This window comes from Streptomyces sp. NPDC015127, from assembly GCF_043080095.1.
Classification (GTDB): Bacteria; Actinomycetota; Actinomycetes; order Streptomycetales; family Streptomycetaceae; genus Streptomyces.
The window spans coordinates 311,297-327,656 of sequence record NZ_JBIBVE010000003.1 but is presented as its reverse complement, the minus strand read 5'-3'; the positions used below and the strand labels follow the sequence as shown (position 1 = coordinate 327,656).

The following is a 16,360-nucleotide window of genomic DNA, read 5'->3' as shown; positions in this document are numbered from 1 at the left end:
CGGCCGATTTGATCCCTTGACGCGAGTCACTCTCCGGGCCAGGCGGGCTTCCGCTTCTCGTTGAACGCGGCGACGCCCTCGGCGCGGTCGCCGGAGAAGGCCGTGGCCCGCCAGGCCGCGTCCTCGACCTCGAGACCGGCGCGCAGGTCGAGCCCCTGCCCGAGCCGCATCGCCTTCTTGGCGTTGCGCAGGCCCACCGGCGAGTTGACGGCGATCCGGGCGGCGAGGGCGAGGGCTTCGGTGCGGGCGTCCTCCGCGAGCACGTCGACGAGCCCCAACTCCCGTGCCTCAGCGGCCTCCACGCGCCGCGCGGTGAACACCAGCTCGGCGGCCCGCGCGGCCCCGACGCGGCGGGGCAGCAGCTGGGTTCCACCGCCGCCGGGAATGACGCCGACGGAGACCTCGGGCAGGCCCACCACGGCGGTGGCGTCGGCGACGATCACGTCACAGGAGAGCGCGAGCTCGAAACCGCCGCCGAGGGCGAAGCCGTGCACGGCGGCGACGGTGGGCATGGGCAGCTCCAGCACACCGGTGTACGCACCCCGGGCGGTGGGGCGCTGGCGCACGAGGTCGGCGTCGGAGAAGGAGTTGCGCTCCTTGAGGTCGGCGCCCACGCAGAAGGCGCGGTCGCTGCTGGAGGTCAGCACGGTGACGCGCACGTCCCGGTCGGCGGCGAGCGCGGCGCAGGCGGCGCCGATGGAGACGGCCATGTCGGTGGACACGGCGTTCATGGCCTTGGGACGGTCGAGCACGAGCTCGGCGACGTGCCCGTGCTCGTGCCTGCGGACGACGACGTACTCCCCGAAGCGCTGCTCGGACTCCGACATGACAGCCACCCTCCCGGTTAACGCTGGTTCACTGCGCGCACTCTAGCGGCCCCGCGGCGAGGAGCCCCCACCCCGCCCCGGACAGGGCGGCCGGGGCAACGAAGCCTCGCGGCGACAAGGCGCACAAAGAAGCCGGACGGGCGCTCGGGCGACCAGGAGCCTGGCGGCAGGCGCGTCAGGGCACGGGGCCACGGGCGGGCGCCGCGCGTCCTCAGGGCGTGGGGCGCCTCGACAGCAGCCAGGGCTCGACCACGCCCAGACCGCGGACCGGGCGCTGCCACATCGGCTGGAGGCCGTAGCGGTACGGCAGCGGCTCGTCGCTCTCCTTCTCCGCCGCGGCCGCCTCCGCCTCCGACCGCGGCGCGTCGCCCGTCCTGATCAGTTCCTCGGCGAAGGCGCCGTCCACCAGCACCGCGTCCTTGGGTGCTATCGATGTCAGCCGGCTCGCCAGGTTCACCGTCGTACCGAACACGTCGCCCATCCGCGTCGTGACCGTCCCGAACGCGATGCCCACGCGCAGCGCCGGCATCGTCTCGTCCTGGGTCATCGCGTCGATGAGCCGCAGGGCGATCTCCGCCGCCGTGCGGGCCTCGTCCGCCGCGTACAGGACCTCGTCGCCGAGGGTCTTGATCAGCCGGCCGCCGTGCGCCGCGACCAGGTCCGCGCAGGTGGTCTCGAAGGACTCGACGAGCTCGCCCAGCTCCTCCTCCTCCAGGCGGCGCGTCAGCCGGGTGAAGCCGACGAGGTCCGCGAAGCCGACGGCGAGGCGGCGGTCGACCATCTCCTCGTCGTCGGCGGCCTGCACGACCCGGCCGGTCGCCGCGGCGAGCTGGCGCCGCCAGACGTAGACGAGGAACTCCTCCAGCTCGGGAAGGAGCAGTTCGACGAGCGGATAGGTGACCTCGGTGCGGGTCATGCCGGGCTCGGGCGGCTCCGTCAGGCCCTCCAGGAAGGAGTCGATCTGCCATTCGGCCAGACGGGCGGTGGTCTGCCCGGTGGACCGGGCCACCTGGACCGCCATCGGCTCGCTGAGCAGGCCCGCCTCGACCAGACCGGCGAGCCGCCGCAGGGCCAGTACGTCGGCCTCGGTGAGCGCCTTCGCCTGGCCGATGTCGGCGAAGCCCATCGCCCGCCAGAAGCGGGACGCCAGGTCCATGGAGACGCCCGCGGTCCGGGCGGCCTGGAAGGCGGTGTAGCGCCGCTCCGCGCCGAGGATGAGCTGCTCCAGGCGGATGGCCAGCGGGTCGTGGGTCGGCTCCGCCGTGTGGTCGACCTCGTGGTGCGGTGTCGGATACACCGACCCCGAGCCGGAGCCCGTACCGGAGCCGGTGCCCCGATCGCCCGCGCCGGAAGTGGTGTCGTCGACGGTCACCACCCGCCTCCTGCCCGTTCCCTGCGCACTGCCCTGCCGATCTGTCGCTCGATCGCCTCAACGATACGGCAGGTGTGCCCCAGCTCACGTCCCGGCGACGGACCCGATTCGCGGACGCGGACGCTCCGCCGGGCCTCCGCGTCCACCGACCGGGAGGCTCCGCCGGGCCGCCGCCGCACCCTTCCCCGTTGCGGCGGGCCCGCTCAGTCCGCCGCCCGCAGATGCACGATGTCGCCCGCGCTCACCGCGATGCGCTCGCCGTCCCCGGCGGCCACCAGCACCACCCGTCCCTGACCGTCCACGGCCACGGCCTCCCCGGTGACGGAGCGCCCGCCGGGCAGGTCGGCGCGCACCGTGCGCCCGAGGGTCGCGCAGCCCGCCGCGTACGCCTCCTGGACACCGGACGCGGCGGGGTCGCCCCCCGCCGCGCGCCAGTCGCCGTACCACTGCTCAAGCGAGCGCAGCACGGCCCGCAGCAGGGGGTCACGGTCGGTGGACACGGCGTTCGCGAGCGCGAGGGAGCCGGCCGTGGGGACGGGCAGTTCGTCAGCGTGCAGGGTCACGTTGATGCCCATGCCGAGGACGACCGCGTCGTCCCCGGCACGCTCGGCGAGGATGCCGCCGGCCTTGCGCTCCTCGCCGTCGACGGTGACCAGCAGGTCGTTGGGCCACTTGAGGGACATGTCGGTGCCCGCGGACCGGGCGAGCCCGGTCGCGGCGGCGACACCGGCGAGCAGCGGGAGCCATCCCCAGCGCTCGACGGGCACGTCCTCGCCGGGCCGCAGCAGTACGGAGAAGAACAGGCCGGAGCGCGCCGGAGCGCTCCAGGTGCGGTCCAGGCGGCCGCGGCCGGCCGTCTGCTCCTCGGCGACGAGCACCGCCCCCTCCGGCAGGGAGGCGGCCCGTGCCGCGAGGTCGGAGTTGGTCGAGCCGGTGGCGGCGACCACGTCGAGGGAGGTCCACAGGGAGCCGGGGACGAGCAGGCCGCGGCGCAGCGCGGGGACGTTCAGAGGGGGTCGTTCGAGGTCGGACCAGCGGCTTGCGGGCGCACCGTCAGGCGCATTGTCTGGCGTCATGCAAGCCAGGTTAGGTGTGGTAAACGCCGCACTGCCGAACGGTATCGGCGCCGATACGCTACGAGTCAGTAGCAACGGAACCCGCTCATCGACTTCCGTTACCGTCCCCGTGATCAGCCAGGGAGCCGCATCCCGATGTCCGAGCCGGAACAGATCGCCCTCTCGCACAGTCCGAGCAGCCACACCACCGCGGGAAAGATCGCGGATCTTCAGCGCCGTATCGACGAGGCGACGCACGCCGGCTCCGCTCGTGCCGTGGAAAAGCAGCATGCCAAGGGCAAGTTGACCGCCCGCGAGCGGATCGATCTGCTGCTGGACGAGGACTCGTTCGTGGAGCTGGACGAGTTCGCCCGTCACCGTTCGACCAACTTCGGCCTGGAGAAGACCCGCCCCTACGGCGACGGCGTCGTCACGGGTTACGGCACCGTCGACGGCCGGCCCGTCGCGGTCTTCTCGCAGGACTTCACCGTCTTCGGCGGCGCCCTCGGCGAGGTGTTCGGACAGAAGATCATCAAGGTGATGGACTTCGCGCTGAAGACGGGCTGCCCGGTCATCGGCATCAACGACTCGGGCGGCGCGCGCATCCAGGAGGGCGTCAGCGCGCTCGGCATGTACGGCGAGATCTTCCGCCGCAACACGCACGCGTCGGGCGTCATCCCGCAGATCTCGCTGGTCGTGGGCCCCTGCGCGGGCGGCGCCGTCTACTCCCCCGCGATCACCGACTTCACGGTGATGGTGGACCAGACGTCGCACATGTTCATCACCGGCCCCGACGTCATCAAGACGGTCACCGGCGAGGACGTCGGCTTCGAGGAGCTCGGCGGCGCGCGCACCCACAACACCACCTCCGGTGTCGCGCACCACATGTCGGGCGACGAGAAGGACGCGATCGAGTACGTCAAGCAGCTGCTGTCGTACCTGCCGTCGAACAACCTCTCCGAGCCGCCCGCCTTCCCCGAGACCGCCGACACGGCCGTCACGGACGAGGACCGGGAGCTGGACACGCTCATCCCGGACTCGGCGAACCAGCCGTACGACATCCGCACGGTGATCGAGCACGTGCTGGACGAGGGCGAGTTCCTGGAGACGCAGTCGATGTTCGCGCCGAACATCGTCACCGGCTTCGGCCGCGTGGAGGGCTTCCCGGTCGGCATCGTGGCCAACCAGCCGATGCAGTTCGCCGGCTGCCTGGACATCAACGCCTCGGAGAAGGCTGCCCGTTTCGTGCGCACCTGCGACGCGTTCAACGTGCCGGTGCTGACCTTCGTGGACGTGCCCGGCTTCCTGCCCGGCGTGGACCAGGAGTACGGCGGCATCATCCGGCGCGGCGCGAAGCTGATCTACGCGTACGCCGAGGCGACCGTCCCGCTGATCACGGTCATCACGCGCAAGGCGTTCGGCGGCGCGTACGACGTCATGGGCTCCAAGCACCTGGGTGCCGACCTGAACCTGGCCTGGCCGACCGCGCAGATCGCGGTCATGGGCGCGCAGGGCGCGGTGAACATCCTGCACCGGCGCACCATCGCGGCCGTCGAGGGCGCCGAGGAGCAGGAGGCGGAGCGGGCCCGGCTCATCCAGGAGTACGAGGACACCCTGCTCAACCCGTACACGGCGGCCGAACGCGGCTACGTCGACGCGGTGATCATGCCGTCCGAGACGCGGGCACAGATCGTCAAGGGACTGCGTCAGCTGCGCACCAAGCGGGAGAGCCTGCCGCCGAAGAAGCACGGCAACATCCCCCTCTAGGCCGGACAGGAGTCGTCATGATCAAGGTCGTACGCGGGAACCCGACCCCGGAGGAGCTGGCCGCCGCACTGGCGGTGGTTCAGGCCCGGGCCGCGGCCACTGCGCAGGCCGCGGCCGGGACGTCCGTGCCGGTGCCCGAGGGCTGGTCGGACCCGGCGCGCATCGCGCGCGCCAACAGGCCGCAGCCGGGCCCGCGGGCGTGGGCACGCAGCTACTGGCCTGTCTGAGGCCGCCGTACGGGAAAGGGCCGGCCCCGCGACGCGGGGCCGGCCCTTTCCCGTGGCCGCTCACAGCACGTCGGCCAGCGCCGCGGCCATGACCTCGTAGCCCTTGTCATTGGGGTGCAGACGGTCGCCGTGGTCGTAGGCGGGGTGCAGCCGGTCGGGGTCGGCGGGGTCGGCGAGCGCCCGGTCGAGGTCGACGACGGCGTCGAACGCGCCGGAGGAGCGGATCCAGTCGTTGACCTCGTCGCTGACGCGGGCCGCGTGCGGTCCCCAGTGGTCGGAGCCGCCGAGCGGGAGCAGGGTGGCGCCGACGACCCGCAGCCCGCGCTCGTGCGCTGCGCGGATCAACGTCTCGTACCCGGCGGTGAGTTCGGCCGTGGTGACGAGCGGGGACGGCTTGTAGGTGGGCTCGTGCGGGGCCTCGCTGAAGCCGATGTCGTTGAGGCCGTGGAGGACGACGACGGTGGAGACGCCGGGCTGGTCGAGGGCGTCGCGGCCGAAGCGGGCGGTGGCCCGTTCGCCGTACCAGTGCGAGTCGTTGAGGACGAGGTTGCCGCCGATGCCCGCGTTGAGGACGGGCCGCCCGGTGAGTTCGGTGAGCGCGTCGGACCAGCGGCGGTCGGCGCCGGGGGTGGAGCCGAAACCGTCGGTGACGGAGTCGCCGAACAGGACGATGCCGTCGTCGCGGGAGGCCGTGACCTCGACGCCGGTCAGGTAGTACCAGGACTGGGTGACCTCGGTGAAGGCGTCCCCCGGCCCGTCGGCCAGGTGGTCCCCGTCCGCGAGGTGGCTGTCGGTCCACGCCTGCGCGTGGAAGGTCGCGGGGCCGGTCGTGCCGGCGAAGTGGAGCGTGACGGTCAGCGGCGCCAGGGCGTCGGTGGCGAGGCCGACCGGGTCGCTGCGGAGCTCGGCCCGCGCGGGGACGGTGGCGTCCGGCCGCCCGTCGAAGGTGACGTGCCGGATCGACGCCTCGTCGACGGCCGCGCCGCGGGTGGTGCGGGCGACGGTGGCGCCCGTGAGACGCAGCGGCGAGGTGCCGTAGGCGTTCGAGAGACGGATCCGGAGACGTTCGCCGGCCGCGGTGGGGCGGACGACCTGGCGGACGGTCTGGCCGGAGAAGCCCTGCTGGGACCAGTTGGGGGTGAAGCCGGTGCTGGGCGTCTGCGGCGAGGCGGTCCAGGCCGCGGTCCATGTGGACATGGAGACCCCTTAATGGGCGTCGAGTTCCATTAGACTGACGCCACGAACCGTAGCACCGTCGAACGCCCTAATGGAACTGGAGCCCCGTTTGAACGCCACGCCTGGCACGGTCCGCCCCGGCGGACGCACCGCGAAGGTCCGCGCGGCCGTCCTGGAGGCCACCCGCGACGCCCTCGTCGACGACGGCTTCCACGCGCTGAACCTCGACCGGATCGCCGCGGCCGCCGGCGTCGGCAAGACCACGGTCTACCGGCGCTGGGGCTCCTCGGTCGGGCTCGTCGCCGACCTGCTCCGCGACATGGCCGAGCAGTCGCTCCCCGCCGCCGACACCGGCTCGCTCGAGGGCGACCTGCGGGCCAACGCGCACCTCGTCCTCGACACCCTCCGCGATGCCCGCATGGGCCCGGTCTTCGCCGCCGTGATCGCCGCGGCGGCGTGCGACGAGGAGTGCGCACAGGCCCTGCACGGCTTCTACGCGACGAGGCTGCGGACCTGGGCGGCGGTGGTCGAACGGGCCGCCGCACGCGGGGAGATCCCAGCGGACACGGATCCGCTGGAGGTGCTGCGGGCGGTCTCGGCCCCGCTGTACTACCGCTTCGCGGTGAGCCGCGAGCCGCTGTCCGCCCCGGACGCGGACCGCGCGGCGCGGGCGGCGCTGGAGTGCGCACGGGCGGGGATCTTCGTGGGTTGAGTACGCGTACTCAGGCGCGAGGCGGCTCGCGCGCGCAGGATCGACGGCATGCTCTGGTCCGACCCGAAGAACGAGCCCCCGAAGGAACTGCGCGACATGCAGGCGATGCTCCGCCGAGCGGGGGTCCTGCTGGCGCTGGCGATGGTGGTGGCGATGATCGTGGCGGGCGTCAGGTGAGCCCCAGAACCGGACCCGGCCCCGCCGGCGATCGAGGCGCGGGGTCAGGGTCAGAGCCCCGCAAGCACGCCCCGGCGCCGCCACCGTGAAAGCGGGCGCACCCCCAGGGAGGCGCGGCGCGGCGCCTACCATGGGCGCATGACCTCCGCCGACCGCCCGCGTCTCGTGCTCGCGTCCGCCTCCCCCGCGCGCCTCAATCTGCTCAAGCAGGCCGGGCTCGCGCCCGAAGTGATCGTCAGCGGCGTCGACGAGGACGCCGTCAGCGCGCCGACGCCCGCCGAGCTCGCTCTCGCGCTCGCCGAGGCGAAGGCCGCCCACGTCGCAGCCCGCCCCGAGGTGTTCGGTGCCCTTGTGATCGGCTGCGATTCCGTCCTGGATCTCGACAAGCAGGCGCTCGGCAAGCCCGCCGACGCCGAGGAGGCCACCGCCCGCTGGAAGGCGATGCGCGGCCGGGTCGGCACCCTCCAGACGGGCCATTGTGTGTACGACACGGCCGCCAAGCGGTACGCCTCCGCGACCGCCTCCACGCTGGTCCGCTTCGGTGACCCCACCGACGACGAGATCGCCGCATACGTCGCCAGCGGCGAACCGCTGCACGTCGCGGGCGCGTTCACGCTCGACGGGCTCTCCGCCCCCTTCGTCGAGTCCATCGAGGGCGACCCCGGCAACGTCATCGGCCTCTCCCTGCCGCTGCTGCGCAAGCTCCTCGCCGAGCTGGGCTTCTCGATCACCGACCTCTGGGTCTGACCGTCACGCGGGCGGCCGCACGGGCCGTCACGCGGGCGCGACCTCGGACGGGGCCGCCTCGGGTTCGGGCCCGTCCTCCTTGCCATAGGAGATCAGGGCCAGCACCAGCAGGCCGAGCACGACCATCATGTACGCGAACGCCGGCCACCCGACCAGACCCACCGTCAGGGCGCCCAGCACCCCGTGCACGACCGCGCAGGTGATCAGCACGATGCGGGCGAGGCGGCCCGGCGCCCGGTCGCGTATGCCCGCCACCAGCAACAGGACGCCGCACAGCGCGAGGAACAGGCCCGAGCCGATCCCCATCCCCCACGTGCCGGCCACCATCGCGTCCGGGTCAAGGCCGTCCAGCGACATGCTCTGCGCGTCGACGAACCGGGCCATGATGCCGTTGAGCACGACGATGCCGACGGCCTCCACCAGTAGGACGATCGCAGCCACGACGGCCACCGGTCTGCGCACCACGGCGCCCCCCACCCCTCGTTACCGGACGTACGTACGACAGCGCGAACGCTACTGACCGGTAAACGCAGGGACAAGAGGTGTGACACGCTCCGTCACACGGCAAAGAATCGTTGGGCCATTCGTAGGGACTCCACAAAGAAACCCATTCGGCCGCTGGGTCCCTGAACAGAGACCTTGGCCACACCAGAGGGCTACTGTGCGAGGGAGGAACCCGTCGTACCGTGGTGCGACAAGGGATTTCGCGGGTCAGCGAGCCTCGAATCACGCTCCGTGTGGGCAAGCTCACCATTGGGGACGGGTCGAAAGGCCGTGTCGGCAGTCCCTAAACTCAGCTTGTTTCAAGGAGGGAGCCATCGTGCGCAAGGTGCTCATCGCCAACCGTGGCGAAATCGCTGTCCGCGTTGCCCGTGCCTGCCGGGACGCCGGGATCGCGAGCGTAGCCGTCTACGCCGATCCGGACCGGGACGCTCTGCATGTCCGCGCAGCCGACGAAGCGTTCGCCCTGGGCGGTGACACCCCGGCCGCCAGCTATCTGGACATGGCCAAGGTGCTTCAGGCCGCAGCCGATTCGGGAGCGGACGCCGTCCACCCCGGCTACGGCTTCCTGTCCGAGAACGCGGAGTTCGCGCAGGCCGTCATCGACGCGGGCCTGACCTGGATCGGTCCGCCGCCGCAGGCGATCCGCGACCTCGGTGACAAGGTCGCCGCCCGTCACATCGCCCAGCGCGCCGGTGCCCCGCTGGTCGCGGGCACGCCCGACCCGGTCTCCGGGGCGGACGAGGTCGTCGCGTTCGCGCAGGAGCACGGGCTGCCGATCGCGATCAAGGCCGCCTTCGGCGGCGGCGGCCGCGGCCTGAAGGTCGCCCGCACGCTGGAAGAGGTCCCGGAGCTCTACGACTCCGCCGTCCGCGAGGCCGTCGCGGCCTTCGGCCGCGGCGAGTGCTTCGTCGAGCGCTACCTGGACAAGCCGCGTCACGTCGAGACCCAGTGCCTGGCCGACCAGCACGGCAACGTCGTGGTCGTCTCCACCCGTGACTGCTCGCTCCAGCGCCGCCACCAGAAGCTGGTGGAGGAGGCCCCGGCCCCGTTCCTGACGGACGCGCAGAACGCCGAGCTGTACCGCGCCTCGAAGGCCATCCTCAAGGAGGCCGGCTACGTCGGCGCCGGCACGGTCGAGTTCCTGGTCGGCCTCGACGGCACGATCTCCTTCCTGGAGGTCAACACCCGTCTCCAGGTCGAGCACCCGGTCACCGAAGAGGTCACCGGCATCGACCTGGTGCGCGAGATGTTCCGCATCGCCGACGGCGAGGAGCTGGGGTACGACGACCCGGCCGTGCGCGGCCACTCCTTCGAGTTCCGCATCAACGGCGAGGACCCGGGCCGCAACTTCCTCCCGGCCCCCGGCACGGTGACGAAGTTCGCCCCGCCGACCGGTCCGGGTGTCCGGCTGGACGCGGGTGTCGAGTCCGGCTCGGTCATCGGCCCGGCGTGGGACTCCCTGCTCGCCAAGCTGATCGTCACCGGCGCCACCCGTGAGCAGGCCCTGCAGCGCGCGGCGCGTGCGCTCGCGGAGTTCGAGGTCGAGGGCATGGCGACCGCCATTCCGTTCCACCGCGCGGTCGTGGCCGACCCGGCGTTCACCGCGGACCCGTTCCGGATCCACACCCGCTGGATCGAGACCGAGTTCGTCAACGAGATCAAGCCGTTCGCCGTCCCCGCGGAGGCCGAGGAGGACGAGACCGGCCGCGAGACGATCGTGGTCGAGGTCGGCGGCAAGCGCCTGGAGGTCTCGCTTCCGTCCTCGCTGGGCATGACGCTGGCGCGCACGGGTCTGGCCGCGGGCGCGAAGCCCAAGCGTCGGGCGGCGAAGAAGTCCGCGTCGGCGGCCTCGGGCGACACGCTCACGTCGCCCATGCAGGGCACGATCGTCAAGGTCGCCGTCGAGGAGGGCCAGGAGGTCACGGAGGGCGACCTGATCGTCGTCCTCGAGGCGATGAAGATGGAGCAGCCGCTGAACGCGCACCGCTCCGGCACCGTCAAGGGTCTCGCGGCGGAGGTCGGCGCCTCGCTGACCTCGGGCGCGACGATCTGCGAGATCAAGGACTGACGCAGCACGTCAGCATGTGGGGCCTGCCCGTCCGCCGCCGCGGACCGGGCAGGCCCCACTCGTGTGTCCACGTCACGGCGGGACGGCCGATCGGTCAATGGCATCCTGGAACCGGGGGCGGACTCCGGAAGGACGAGGCGATGGCAACGAGTACGGCCGGCACGGCGGCGGGTACGGCAGCGGGCACGTCCGCGCCGCGGCCCATGCGGGCCGACGCCCGCCGCAACTACGAACGGCTGCTCACCGAGGCGAGAGCCGTCTTCGCCGAGCACGGCACCGACGCGTCGCTGGAGGAGATCGCCCGCCGCTCGGGCGTGGGCATCGGCACCCTGTACCGGCACTTCCCCAACCGCCACGCGATGATGAGCGCGGTCTTCCAGGAGGCGCTGGCGGACCTGCTGGAGCGCTCCCGCGCGCTGGCCGGCGCGGAGCAGCCCTGCGGGGCGCTCGTGGAGTGGCTGCGCGCCCTCATCGCTCATGCGGGTGAGTACCGGGGGCTGGCCCGCGCGCTGATGTCGGCGTCCGCCGAGAAGGGCTCGGCGCTGGCGGCGTGCAGCGTCCCGCTGCGCGCGGCCGGCGAACGGCTGCTGGCGCGGGCGCAGGAGAGCGGCGCGGTGCGGACCGATGTCTCGATCGGCGACCTGATGCAGTTGACGAACGCGATCGCGCTGGCGGCCGAGGAGAGCCCGGAGGACGGGCAGTTGGCGGACCGCCTGCTGACGCTGACGCTCCGGGGCCTGAAGACGGACCCGACGGCTGTCCCGAGCGCGTGAACTGACGGGCGACACGCCAGGGCCCGTCCGGCGGGGGCTGCCGGGGCCTGAGGGGCCCCTACGACTCGCCTCCAGCTCGCGAACGAACGGGTGCCCATTGCGCGGGCTTCGGGCCTGAGGCGGACCCGGCCGGGACCGGACCCGGCGACTTTTCGGGCGGGCGACACGCCAGGGCCCGTCCGCAGCGCTGCTGCCGGCGCGGCCGCGATCACGACGACGCCGGAGGCGGTCCGGACAGGAAACGAACGCCACAGTTGTGCGACCGGTGCCGAACCCCCGGCGTCTGGACGATGGCCGCGCCTCGTGGCGACGGCCGGGGCCTCGTGTGCGAGAGCAGGGGCCTCGTGGGTTGTGGCCGGTCCAGTGCGCGGAGGGCAGGGGCCTCGTGGCCGACGGCCGGTCCAGTGCGCGAGGGCAGAGGCCTCGTGGGCTGCGGCCCGGCATCGTGACCGATGGCCCGGCATCGTGGCTGCGACCGTGCTCCGTGGGCTGCGGCCCGGCCTCGTGGGCTGCGGGCCCGGCCCCCTTGCCAATGTGACCAGGCATCATGACCGACGGCCCGGCGTCGTGGGCCGTCTCGTGGGCCGTGGCCGTCTCGTGGGCCGTGATCGGGCACGTAACCCGTGCCCTCGCCCTGAACCGGCGGCCCTGAACCGAAGGGCCCTGGCGCCAGAGGCAGCTGGCGCGTGGTCAGGACGCGCACGTATCGATGCGTCGGCCGCGCAAGCGGCCTCAGCGGCGGCGGAGGTCCGCGACCCGCGGCGCCCGGTCCTGGAGCTCCGGCGTCAACGACCCGTTTGCGCTGCGCAGTTGGGCCCGGGTGCGGCGCTGGCCGGGGAGGGGGACGTCGTGGCGGGCGGGGCCCGCCGGCGTCGCGCCCGCGACGGCGATCTGCACGCCCTGGTCCGCCAGCGCCTGGAGCTCCGTCGCGGCCCGGTCGTCGTGCGGCGGGGGCTCGTCCGTCACGAGGCGGGTGATCACGTCCGTCGGCACGGTCTGGAACATCGTGTCGGTGCCGAGCTTGGTGTGGTCCGCCAGCACGACGACCTCCGCCGCGGCCTGCACCAGCGCCCGGTCGACGCTCGCCGAGAGCATGTTGGACGTGGACAGCCCCCGCTCGGCCGTGAGGCCGCTTCCGGACAGGAAGGCCCGCGAGACCCGCAGTCCCTGGAGGGACTGCTCGGCCCCGCTGCCCACGAGGGCGTAGTTGGAGCCGCGCAGCGTGCCGCCGGTCATGACGACCTCGACCCGGTTGGCGTGGGCCAGCGCCTGCGCCACCAGCAGGGAGTTGGTGACCACGGTCAGCCCGGGAACGCGGGCGAGCCGGCGGGCCAGCTCCTGCGTCGTCGTCCCGGCGCCGACCACGATGGCCTCGCCCTCTTCGACGAGTCCGGCGGCGAGGTCGGCGATGGCCGTCTTCTCGGCCGTCGCGGACAGGGATTTCTGCGGGAAGCCGGACTCACGGGTGAAGCCGCCCGGCAGTACCGCACCGCCGTGCCGGCGGTCGAGGAGTCCTTCTGCCTCCAGTGCCCGCACGTCCCGCCGTACGGTCACTTCGGAGGTCTGGACGACGCGGGCGAGCTCCCGGAGCGACACGGCTCCGTTGGCGCGCACCATTTCGAGGATCAACTGACGACGTTCTGCAGCGAACACGAAACTGACAGTAACCCCACCGCCCGTCAGTTTTCAGCTCTATGCGCCGGATAGCGGAAATTGCGCATTTGAGAGGCCGCCAAGTGGTATAGGCGGCCTCTCAGTTGACCGCTCGCTGCGCGGAGTGCCCGGGGTTCGCCGGGTTTCGTCCCCTCGCCGGGCGCGCCGTCAGCTCTCGGCGGTGGCCTTGCGCGTGTGCAACTGGCGTGCCACCTCGGCGATCGAGCCCGACAGAGACGGGTACACAGTGAAGGCGTTCGCGATCTGTTCCACCGTCAGGTTGTTGTCGACGGCGATCGAGATGGGGTGGATCAGTTCCGAGGCGCGGGGTGAGACGACGACGCCGCCGACCACGATGCCGGTGCCGGGACGGCAGAAGATCTTGACGAAGCCGTCCCGGATGCCCTGCATCTTGGCGCGGGGGTTGCGCAGCAGGGGCAGTTTGACGACCCGGGCGTCGATCTTGCCGGCGTCGATGTCGGCCTGGGTGTAGCCGACGGTGGCGATCTCGGGGTCGGTGAAGACGTTGGAGGAGACGGTCTTCAGGTTCAGCGGGGCCACCGCGTCGCCCAGGAAGTGGTACATCGCGATCCGGCCCTGCATCGCGGCGACCGAGGCCAGCGCGAAGATGCCGGTGACGTCACCGGCCGCGTAGACACCGGGGGCGGAGGTGCGCGAGACCTTGTCGGTCCAGATGTGGCCCGACTCCTTGAGCCGGACCCCGGCCTCCTCCAGGCCCATGCCCGCCGTGTTCGGGATTGCGCCGACCGCCATCAGGCAGTGCGTGCCGGAGATGACCCGGCCGTCGGAGAGCGTGACCTCGACCCGGTCGCCGACCCGCTTGGCGGACTCGGCACGGGAGCGGGCCATGACGTTCATGCCCCGGCGGCGGAAGACGTCCTCCAGGACCGCGGCGGCGTCCGGGTCCTCGCCCGGCAGTACGCGGTCGCGGGAGGAGACGAGGGTGACGCGGGAGCCGAGCGCCTGGTAGGCGCCGGCGAACTCGGCGCCGGTGACGCCGGAACCGACCACGATGAGCTCCTCGGGGAGCTCGTTCAGGTCGTAGACCTGTGTCCAGTTCAGGATGCGTTCGCCGTCGGGCAGGGCGTCGGGGATCTCGCGGGGGTGACCGCCCGTCGCGATCAGAACGGCGTCCGCGGTGAGCGTCTCCTCGCTGCCGTCGGCGGCGCGCACGATCACCTTGCGGGAGCCGTCCATCGCCTGCTGCCCGTCGAGGCGGCCGCGGCCGCGCATGACCCGGGCGCCGGCGCGGGTGACGGAGGCGGTGATGTCGTGCGACTGGGCCAGGGCGAGACGCTTGACACGCCGGTTGACCTTGCCGAGGTCGACGCCGACGACGCGGGCGGCCTGCTCGATGTGCGGGGTGTCGTCGGCCACGATGATGCCGAGCTCCTCGTAGGAGGAGTCGAAGGTCGTCATGACCTCGGCCGTGGCGATCAGGGTCTTCGAGGGCACGCAGTCGGTCAGCACCGACGCCCCGCCCAGACCGTCGCAGTCGACGACGGTCACCTCCGCCCCGAGCTGGGCGGCCACGAGCGCCGCCTCATAGCCGCCGGGTCCGCCACCGATGATCACGATCCGGGTCACGAAAAAGTCCGCCTCGCATTGTCGATCCCGGCCCGCCTGCCCGCTCTGCCGGGGGTCCGGGGGTGCCCCCGGGGGAATGCAGTACGTACTTCATTGTCCCGCACCGCGTCCCGGTTCTCGCTCCGGGGGCGGCATACGGCCGCGACCACGGCACTTGCGCTCCCGGCGGGGTCCCGCGGCCGTCCCGGTCACCCGGACGTGTCGGCCGTCTCTCGCCGCGCTCCCGTACCCTCGACCCCATGTCGCTCTACGCCGCGTACGCCGGCAACCTCGACGCGCGGCTGATGACCCGCCGCGCACCGCACTCGCCGCTGCGCGGCACCGGCTGGCTCAACGGCTGGCGGCTGACCTTCGGCGGCGAGCAGATGGGCTGGGAGGGAGCGCTGGCCACGATCGTGGAGGCCCCGCGCTCCCAGGTCTTCGTCGCGCTGTACGACATCGCGCCGATGGACGAGGACTCGATGGACCGCTGGGAGGGTGTCGGCCTCGACATATACCGGCGCATGCGGGTGCGGGTGCACACGCTGGACGGCGAGGAGGCGGCCTGGGTGTACGTGCTGAACGCGTACGAGGGCGGCCTGCCGTCCGCCCGCTACCTCGGCGAGATCGCGGACGCCGCGGAGTCGGCGGGCGCCCCCCACGACTACGTGATGGAGCTGCGCAAGCGCCCTTGCTGAGCGCGGGCCCGACACATCTCCGTGTCCGTACGGTGACGGCGCGCATTTTCGTCGGAAACGACAAGGCAACGATCCGAAGACCGTGCGCTGCGTCATCTACGCGCGTAGGGATTGTCGGGTTACCCTCATCGGCGTGAACGCATCTGTGAATCCGGACCTCGTCGGCGCTCTCGCCGACCCCCACGCCGCGGCCGACGCCGCCGCCGCGCGGCTGCGCGAGCTGACCGGCACCGAGACCCATGACGTCGCTCTCGTGATGGGCTCCGGCTGGGCCCCCGCCGTCGACGCGCTCGGCACGCCCGAGGCCGAGTTCCCCGTCACCGAGCTGCCCGGCTTCCCGCCGCCGGCGGTCGAGGGCCACGGCGGCAAGATCCGCTCGTACCGCATCGGCGACAAGCGCGCTCTGGTCTTCCTGGGCCGTACGCACTTCTACGAGGGCCGCGGCGTCGCCGCCGTCTCGCACGGCGTGCGCACCGCCGTCGCCGCCGGCTGCAAGACCGTCGTCCTGACCAACGGCTGCGGCGGTCTTCGCGAGGGCATGCGCCCGGGGCAGCCGGTGCTGATCAGCGACCACATCAACCTGACGGCCACGTCGCCGATCATCGGCGCGAACTTCGTGGACCTGACCGACCTGTACTCGCCGCGGCTGCGGGCGCTGTGCAAGGAGGTGGACGAGTCGCTGGAGGAGGGCGTGTACGTCCAGTTCCCCGGCCCGCACTACGAGACCCCGGCCGAGATCAACATGGTCCGCGTGATGGGCGGCGACCTGGTCGGCATGTCCACGGTCCTGGAGGCGATCGCGGCTCGCGAGGCGGGCGCGGAGGTACTCGGCATCTCGCTGGTGACGAACCTGGCGGCGGGCCTGACGGGGGAGCCGCTGAACCACGAGGAGGTCCTCCAGGCGGGCCGCGACTCGGCGGCCCGCATGGGCGAGCTGCTGACGCGGGTCCTGGCACGCATCTGATCCGACGCGGTGGGGTGGCGCGCCGCGGGGCGTGCATTTCAGCCCCGCTGGGG

At 72.4% G+C, this 16,360-nt stretch carries 16 protein-coding genes; 9 read left to right on the top strand and 7 right to left on the bottom strand.

The genetic code is table 11. The features are described 5' to 3' along the window. Positions 1 to 26: 26 nt before the first annotated feature. From ACF08N_RS07745 to ACF08N_RS07735, 3 genes are all read right to left on the bottom strand, one after another. A complete protein-coding gene (locus tag ACF08N_RS07745; protein WP_392323674.1) occupies positions 27 to 827 on the bottom strand; it encodes an enoyl-CoA hydratase/isomerase family protein in 801 nt (266 codons plus the stop codon). 211 nt (positions 828 to 1,038) lie between these two features. Further along, positions 1,039 to 2,199 carry an adenylate/guanylate cyclase domain-containing protein gene (locus tag ACF08N_RS07740; protein WP_392323673.1) on the bottom strand — a complete coding sequence of 387 codons (1,161 nt, stop codon included), beginning with the start codon at positions 2,197 to 2,199 and terminating at the stop codon, positions 1,039 to 1,041. Positions 2,200 to 2,402: 203 nt separating this feature from the next. After that, entirely contained in the window at positions 2,403 to 3,275 is an 873-nt protein-coding gene (locus ACF08N_RS07735) for a biotin--[acetyl-CoA-carboxylase] ligase (RefSeq protein WP_392323672.1), read from the bottom strand. Positions 3,276 to 3,410: 135 nt separating this feature from the next. Here ACF08N_RS07735 and ACF08N_RS07730 point away from each other — a divergent pair, with 135 nt between their 5' ends. Together ACF08N_RS07730 and ACF08N_RS07725 are read left to right on the top strand one after the other, a co-directional pair. Further along, positions 3,411 to 5,021 carry an acyl-CoA carboxylase subunit beta gene (locus ACF08N_RS07730; protein ID WP_392323671.1) on the top strand — a complete coding sequence of 537 codons (1,611 nt, stop codon included), beginning with the start codon at positions 3,411 to 3,413 and terminating at the stop codon, positions 5,019 to 5,021. Between the two features lie 17 nt (positions 5,022 to 5,038). Beyond that, positions 5,039 to 5,248 carry an acyl-CoA carboxylase epsilon subunit gene (locus ACF08N_RS07725; RefSeq protein ID WP_392323670.1) on the top strand — a complete coding sequence of 70 codons (210 nt, stop codon included), beginning with the start codon at positions 5,039 to 5,041 and terminating at the stop codon, positions 5,246 to 5,248. Between the two features lie 60 nt (positions 5,249 to 5,308). Here ACF08N_RS07725 and ACF08N_RS07720 read toward each other — a convergent pair whose 3' ends face one another. Beyond that, positions 5,309 to 6,445 (bottom strand): SGNH/GDSL hydrolase family protein, encoded by a 1,137-nt coding sequence (locus ACF08N_RS07720; RefSeq protein WP_392323669.1) that lies wholly within the window; start codon positions 6,443 to 6,445, stop codon positions 5,309 to 5,311. Positions 6,446 to 6,515: 70 nt separating this feature from the next. Here ACF08N_RS07720 and ACF08N_RS07715 point away from each other — a divergent pair, with 70 nt between their 5' ends. From ACF08N_RS07715 to ACF08N_RS07705, 3 genes are all read left to right on the top strand, one after another. Next, positions 6,516 to 7,136: a TetR/AcrR family transcriptional regulator gene (locus ACF08N_RS07715; protein WP_392323668.1), complete on the top strand. Its 621-nt coding sequence runs from the start codon at positions 6,516 to 6,518 to the stop codon at positions 7,134 to 7,136. 48 nt (positions 7,137 to 7,184) lie between these two features. After that, positions 7,185 to 7,313, top strand: coding sequence for a morphogenic membrane protein MmpB (mmpB, locus tag ACF08N_RS07710; RefSeq protein WP_392323667.1), 129 nt, complete (start codon positions 7,185 to 7,187; stop codon positions 7,311 to 7,313). A gap of 138 nt (positions 7,314 to 7,451) precedes the next feature. Continuing rightward, a complete protein-coding gene (locus ACF08N_RS07705) occupies positions 7,452 to 8,060 on the top strand; it encodes a Maf family protein (protein ID WP_392323666.1) in 609 nt (202 codons plus the stop codon). Between the two features lie 27 nt (positions 8,061 to 8,087). Here the strand turns inward: ACF08N_RS07705 and ACF08N_RS07700 are convergent, their stop codons facing one another. Further along, on the bottom strand, positions 8,088 to 8,501 hold the full coding sequence (locus ACF08N_RS07700) for a hypothetical protein (protein ID WP_392323665.1): 414 nt from the start codon (positions 8,499 to 8,501) through the stop codon (positions 8,088 to 8,090). Positions 8,502 to 8,880: 379 nt separating this feature from the next. Here ACF08N_RS07700 and ACF08N_RS07695 point away from each other — a divergent pair, with 379 nt between their 5' ends. Together ACF08N_RS07695 and ACF08N_RS07690 are read left to right on the top strand one after the other, a co-directional pair. Further along, positions 8,881 to 10,632 carry an acetyl/propionyl/methylcrotonyl-CoA carboxylase subunit alpha gene (locus ACF08N_RS07695; protein WP_392323664.1) on the top strand — a complete coding sequence of 584 codons (1,752 nt, stop codon included), beginning with the start codon at positions 8,881 to 8,883 and terminating at the stop codon, positions 10,630 to 10,632. A gap of 140 nt (positions 10,633 to 10,772) precedes the next feature. After that, positions 10,773 to 11,405 carry a TetR/AcrR family transcriptional regulator gene (locus ACF08N_RS07690; RefSeq protein WP_392323663.1) on the top strand — a complete coding sequence of 211 codons (633 nt, stop codon included), beginning with the start codon at positions 10,773 to 10,775 and terminating at the stop codon, positions 11,403 to 11,405. Positions 11,406 to 12,137: 732 nt separating this feature from the next. On the opposite strand, the gene ACF08N_RS07685 is transcribed toward ACF08N_RS07690, so the two are convergent. Together ACF08N_RS07685 and ACF08N_RS07680 are read right to left on the bottom strand one after the other, a co-directional pair. Further along, positions 12,138 to 13,022 carry a DeoR/GlpR family DNA-binding transcription regulator gene (locus tag ACF08N_RS07685; protein ID WP_392323915.1) on the bottom strand — a complete coding sequence of 295 codons (885 nt, stop codon included), beginning with the start codon at positions 13,020 to 13,022 and terminating at the stop codon, positions 12,138 to 12,140. A 204-nt stretch (positions 13,023 to 13,226) separates the two neighbouring features. After that, on the bottom strand, positions 13,227 to 14,666 hold the full coding sequence (locus ACF08N_RS07680; protein WP_392323662.1) for an NAD(P)H-quinone dehydrogenase: 1,440 nt from the start codon (positions 14,664 to 14,666) through the stop codon (positions 13,227 to 13,229). 239 nt (positions 14,667 to 14,905) lie between these two features. On the opposite strand from ACF08N_RS07680, the gene ACF08N_RS07675 reads away from it, so the two are divergent. Together ACF08N_RS07675 and ACF08N_RS07670 are read left to right on the top strand one after the other, a co-directional pair. Then, positions 14,906 to 15,343 carry a gamma-glutamylcyclotransferase gene (locus ACF08N_RS07675; RefSeq protein WP_215183342.1) on the top strand — a complete coding sequence of 146 codons (438 nt, stop codon included), beginning with the start codon at positions 14,906 to 14,908 and terminating at the stop codon, positions 15,341 to 15,343. Positions 15,344 to 15,476: 133 nt separating this feature from the next. Further along, positions 15,477 to 16,307 carry a purine-nucleoside phosphorylase gene (locus tag ACF08N_RS07670; protein WP_392323661.1) on the top strand — a complete coding sequence of 277 codons (831 nt, stop codon included), beginning with the start codon at positions 15,477 to 15,479 and terminating at the stop codon, positions 16,305 to 16,307. Positions 16,308 to 16,360 lie beyond the last annotated feature (53 nt).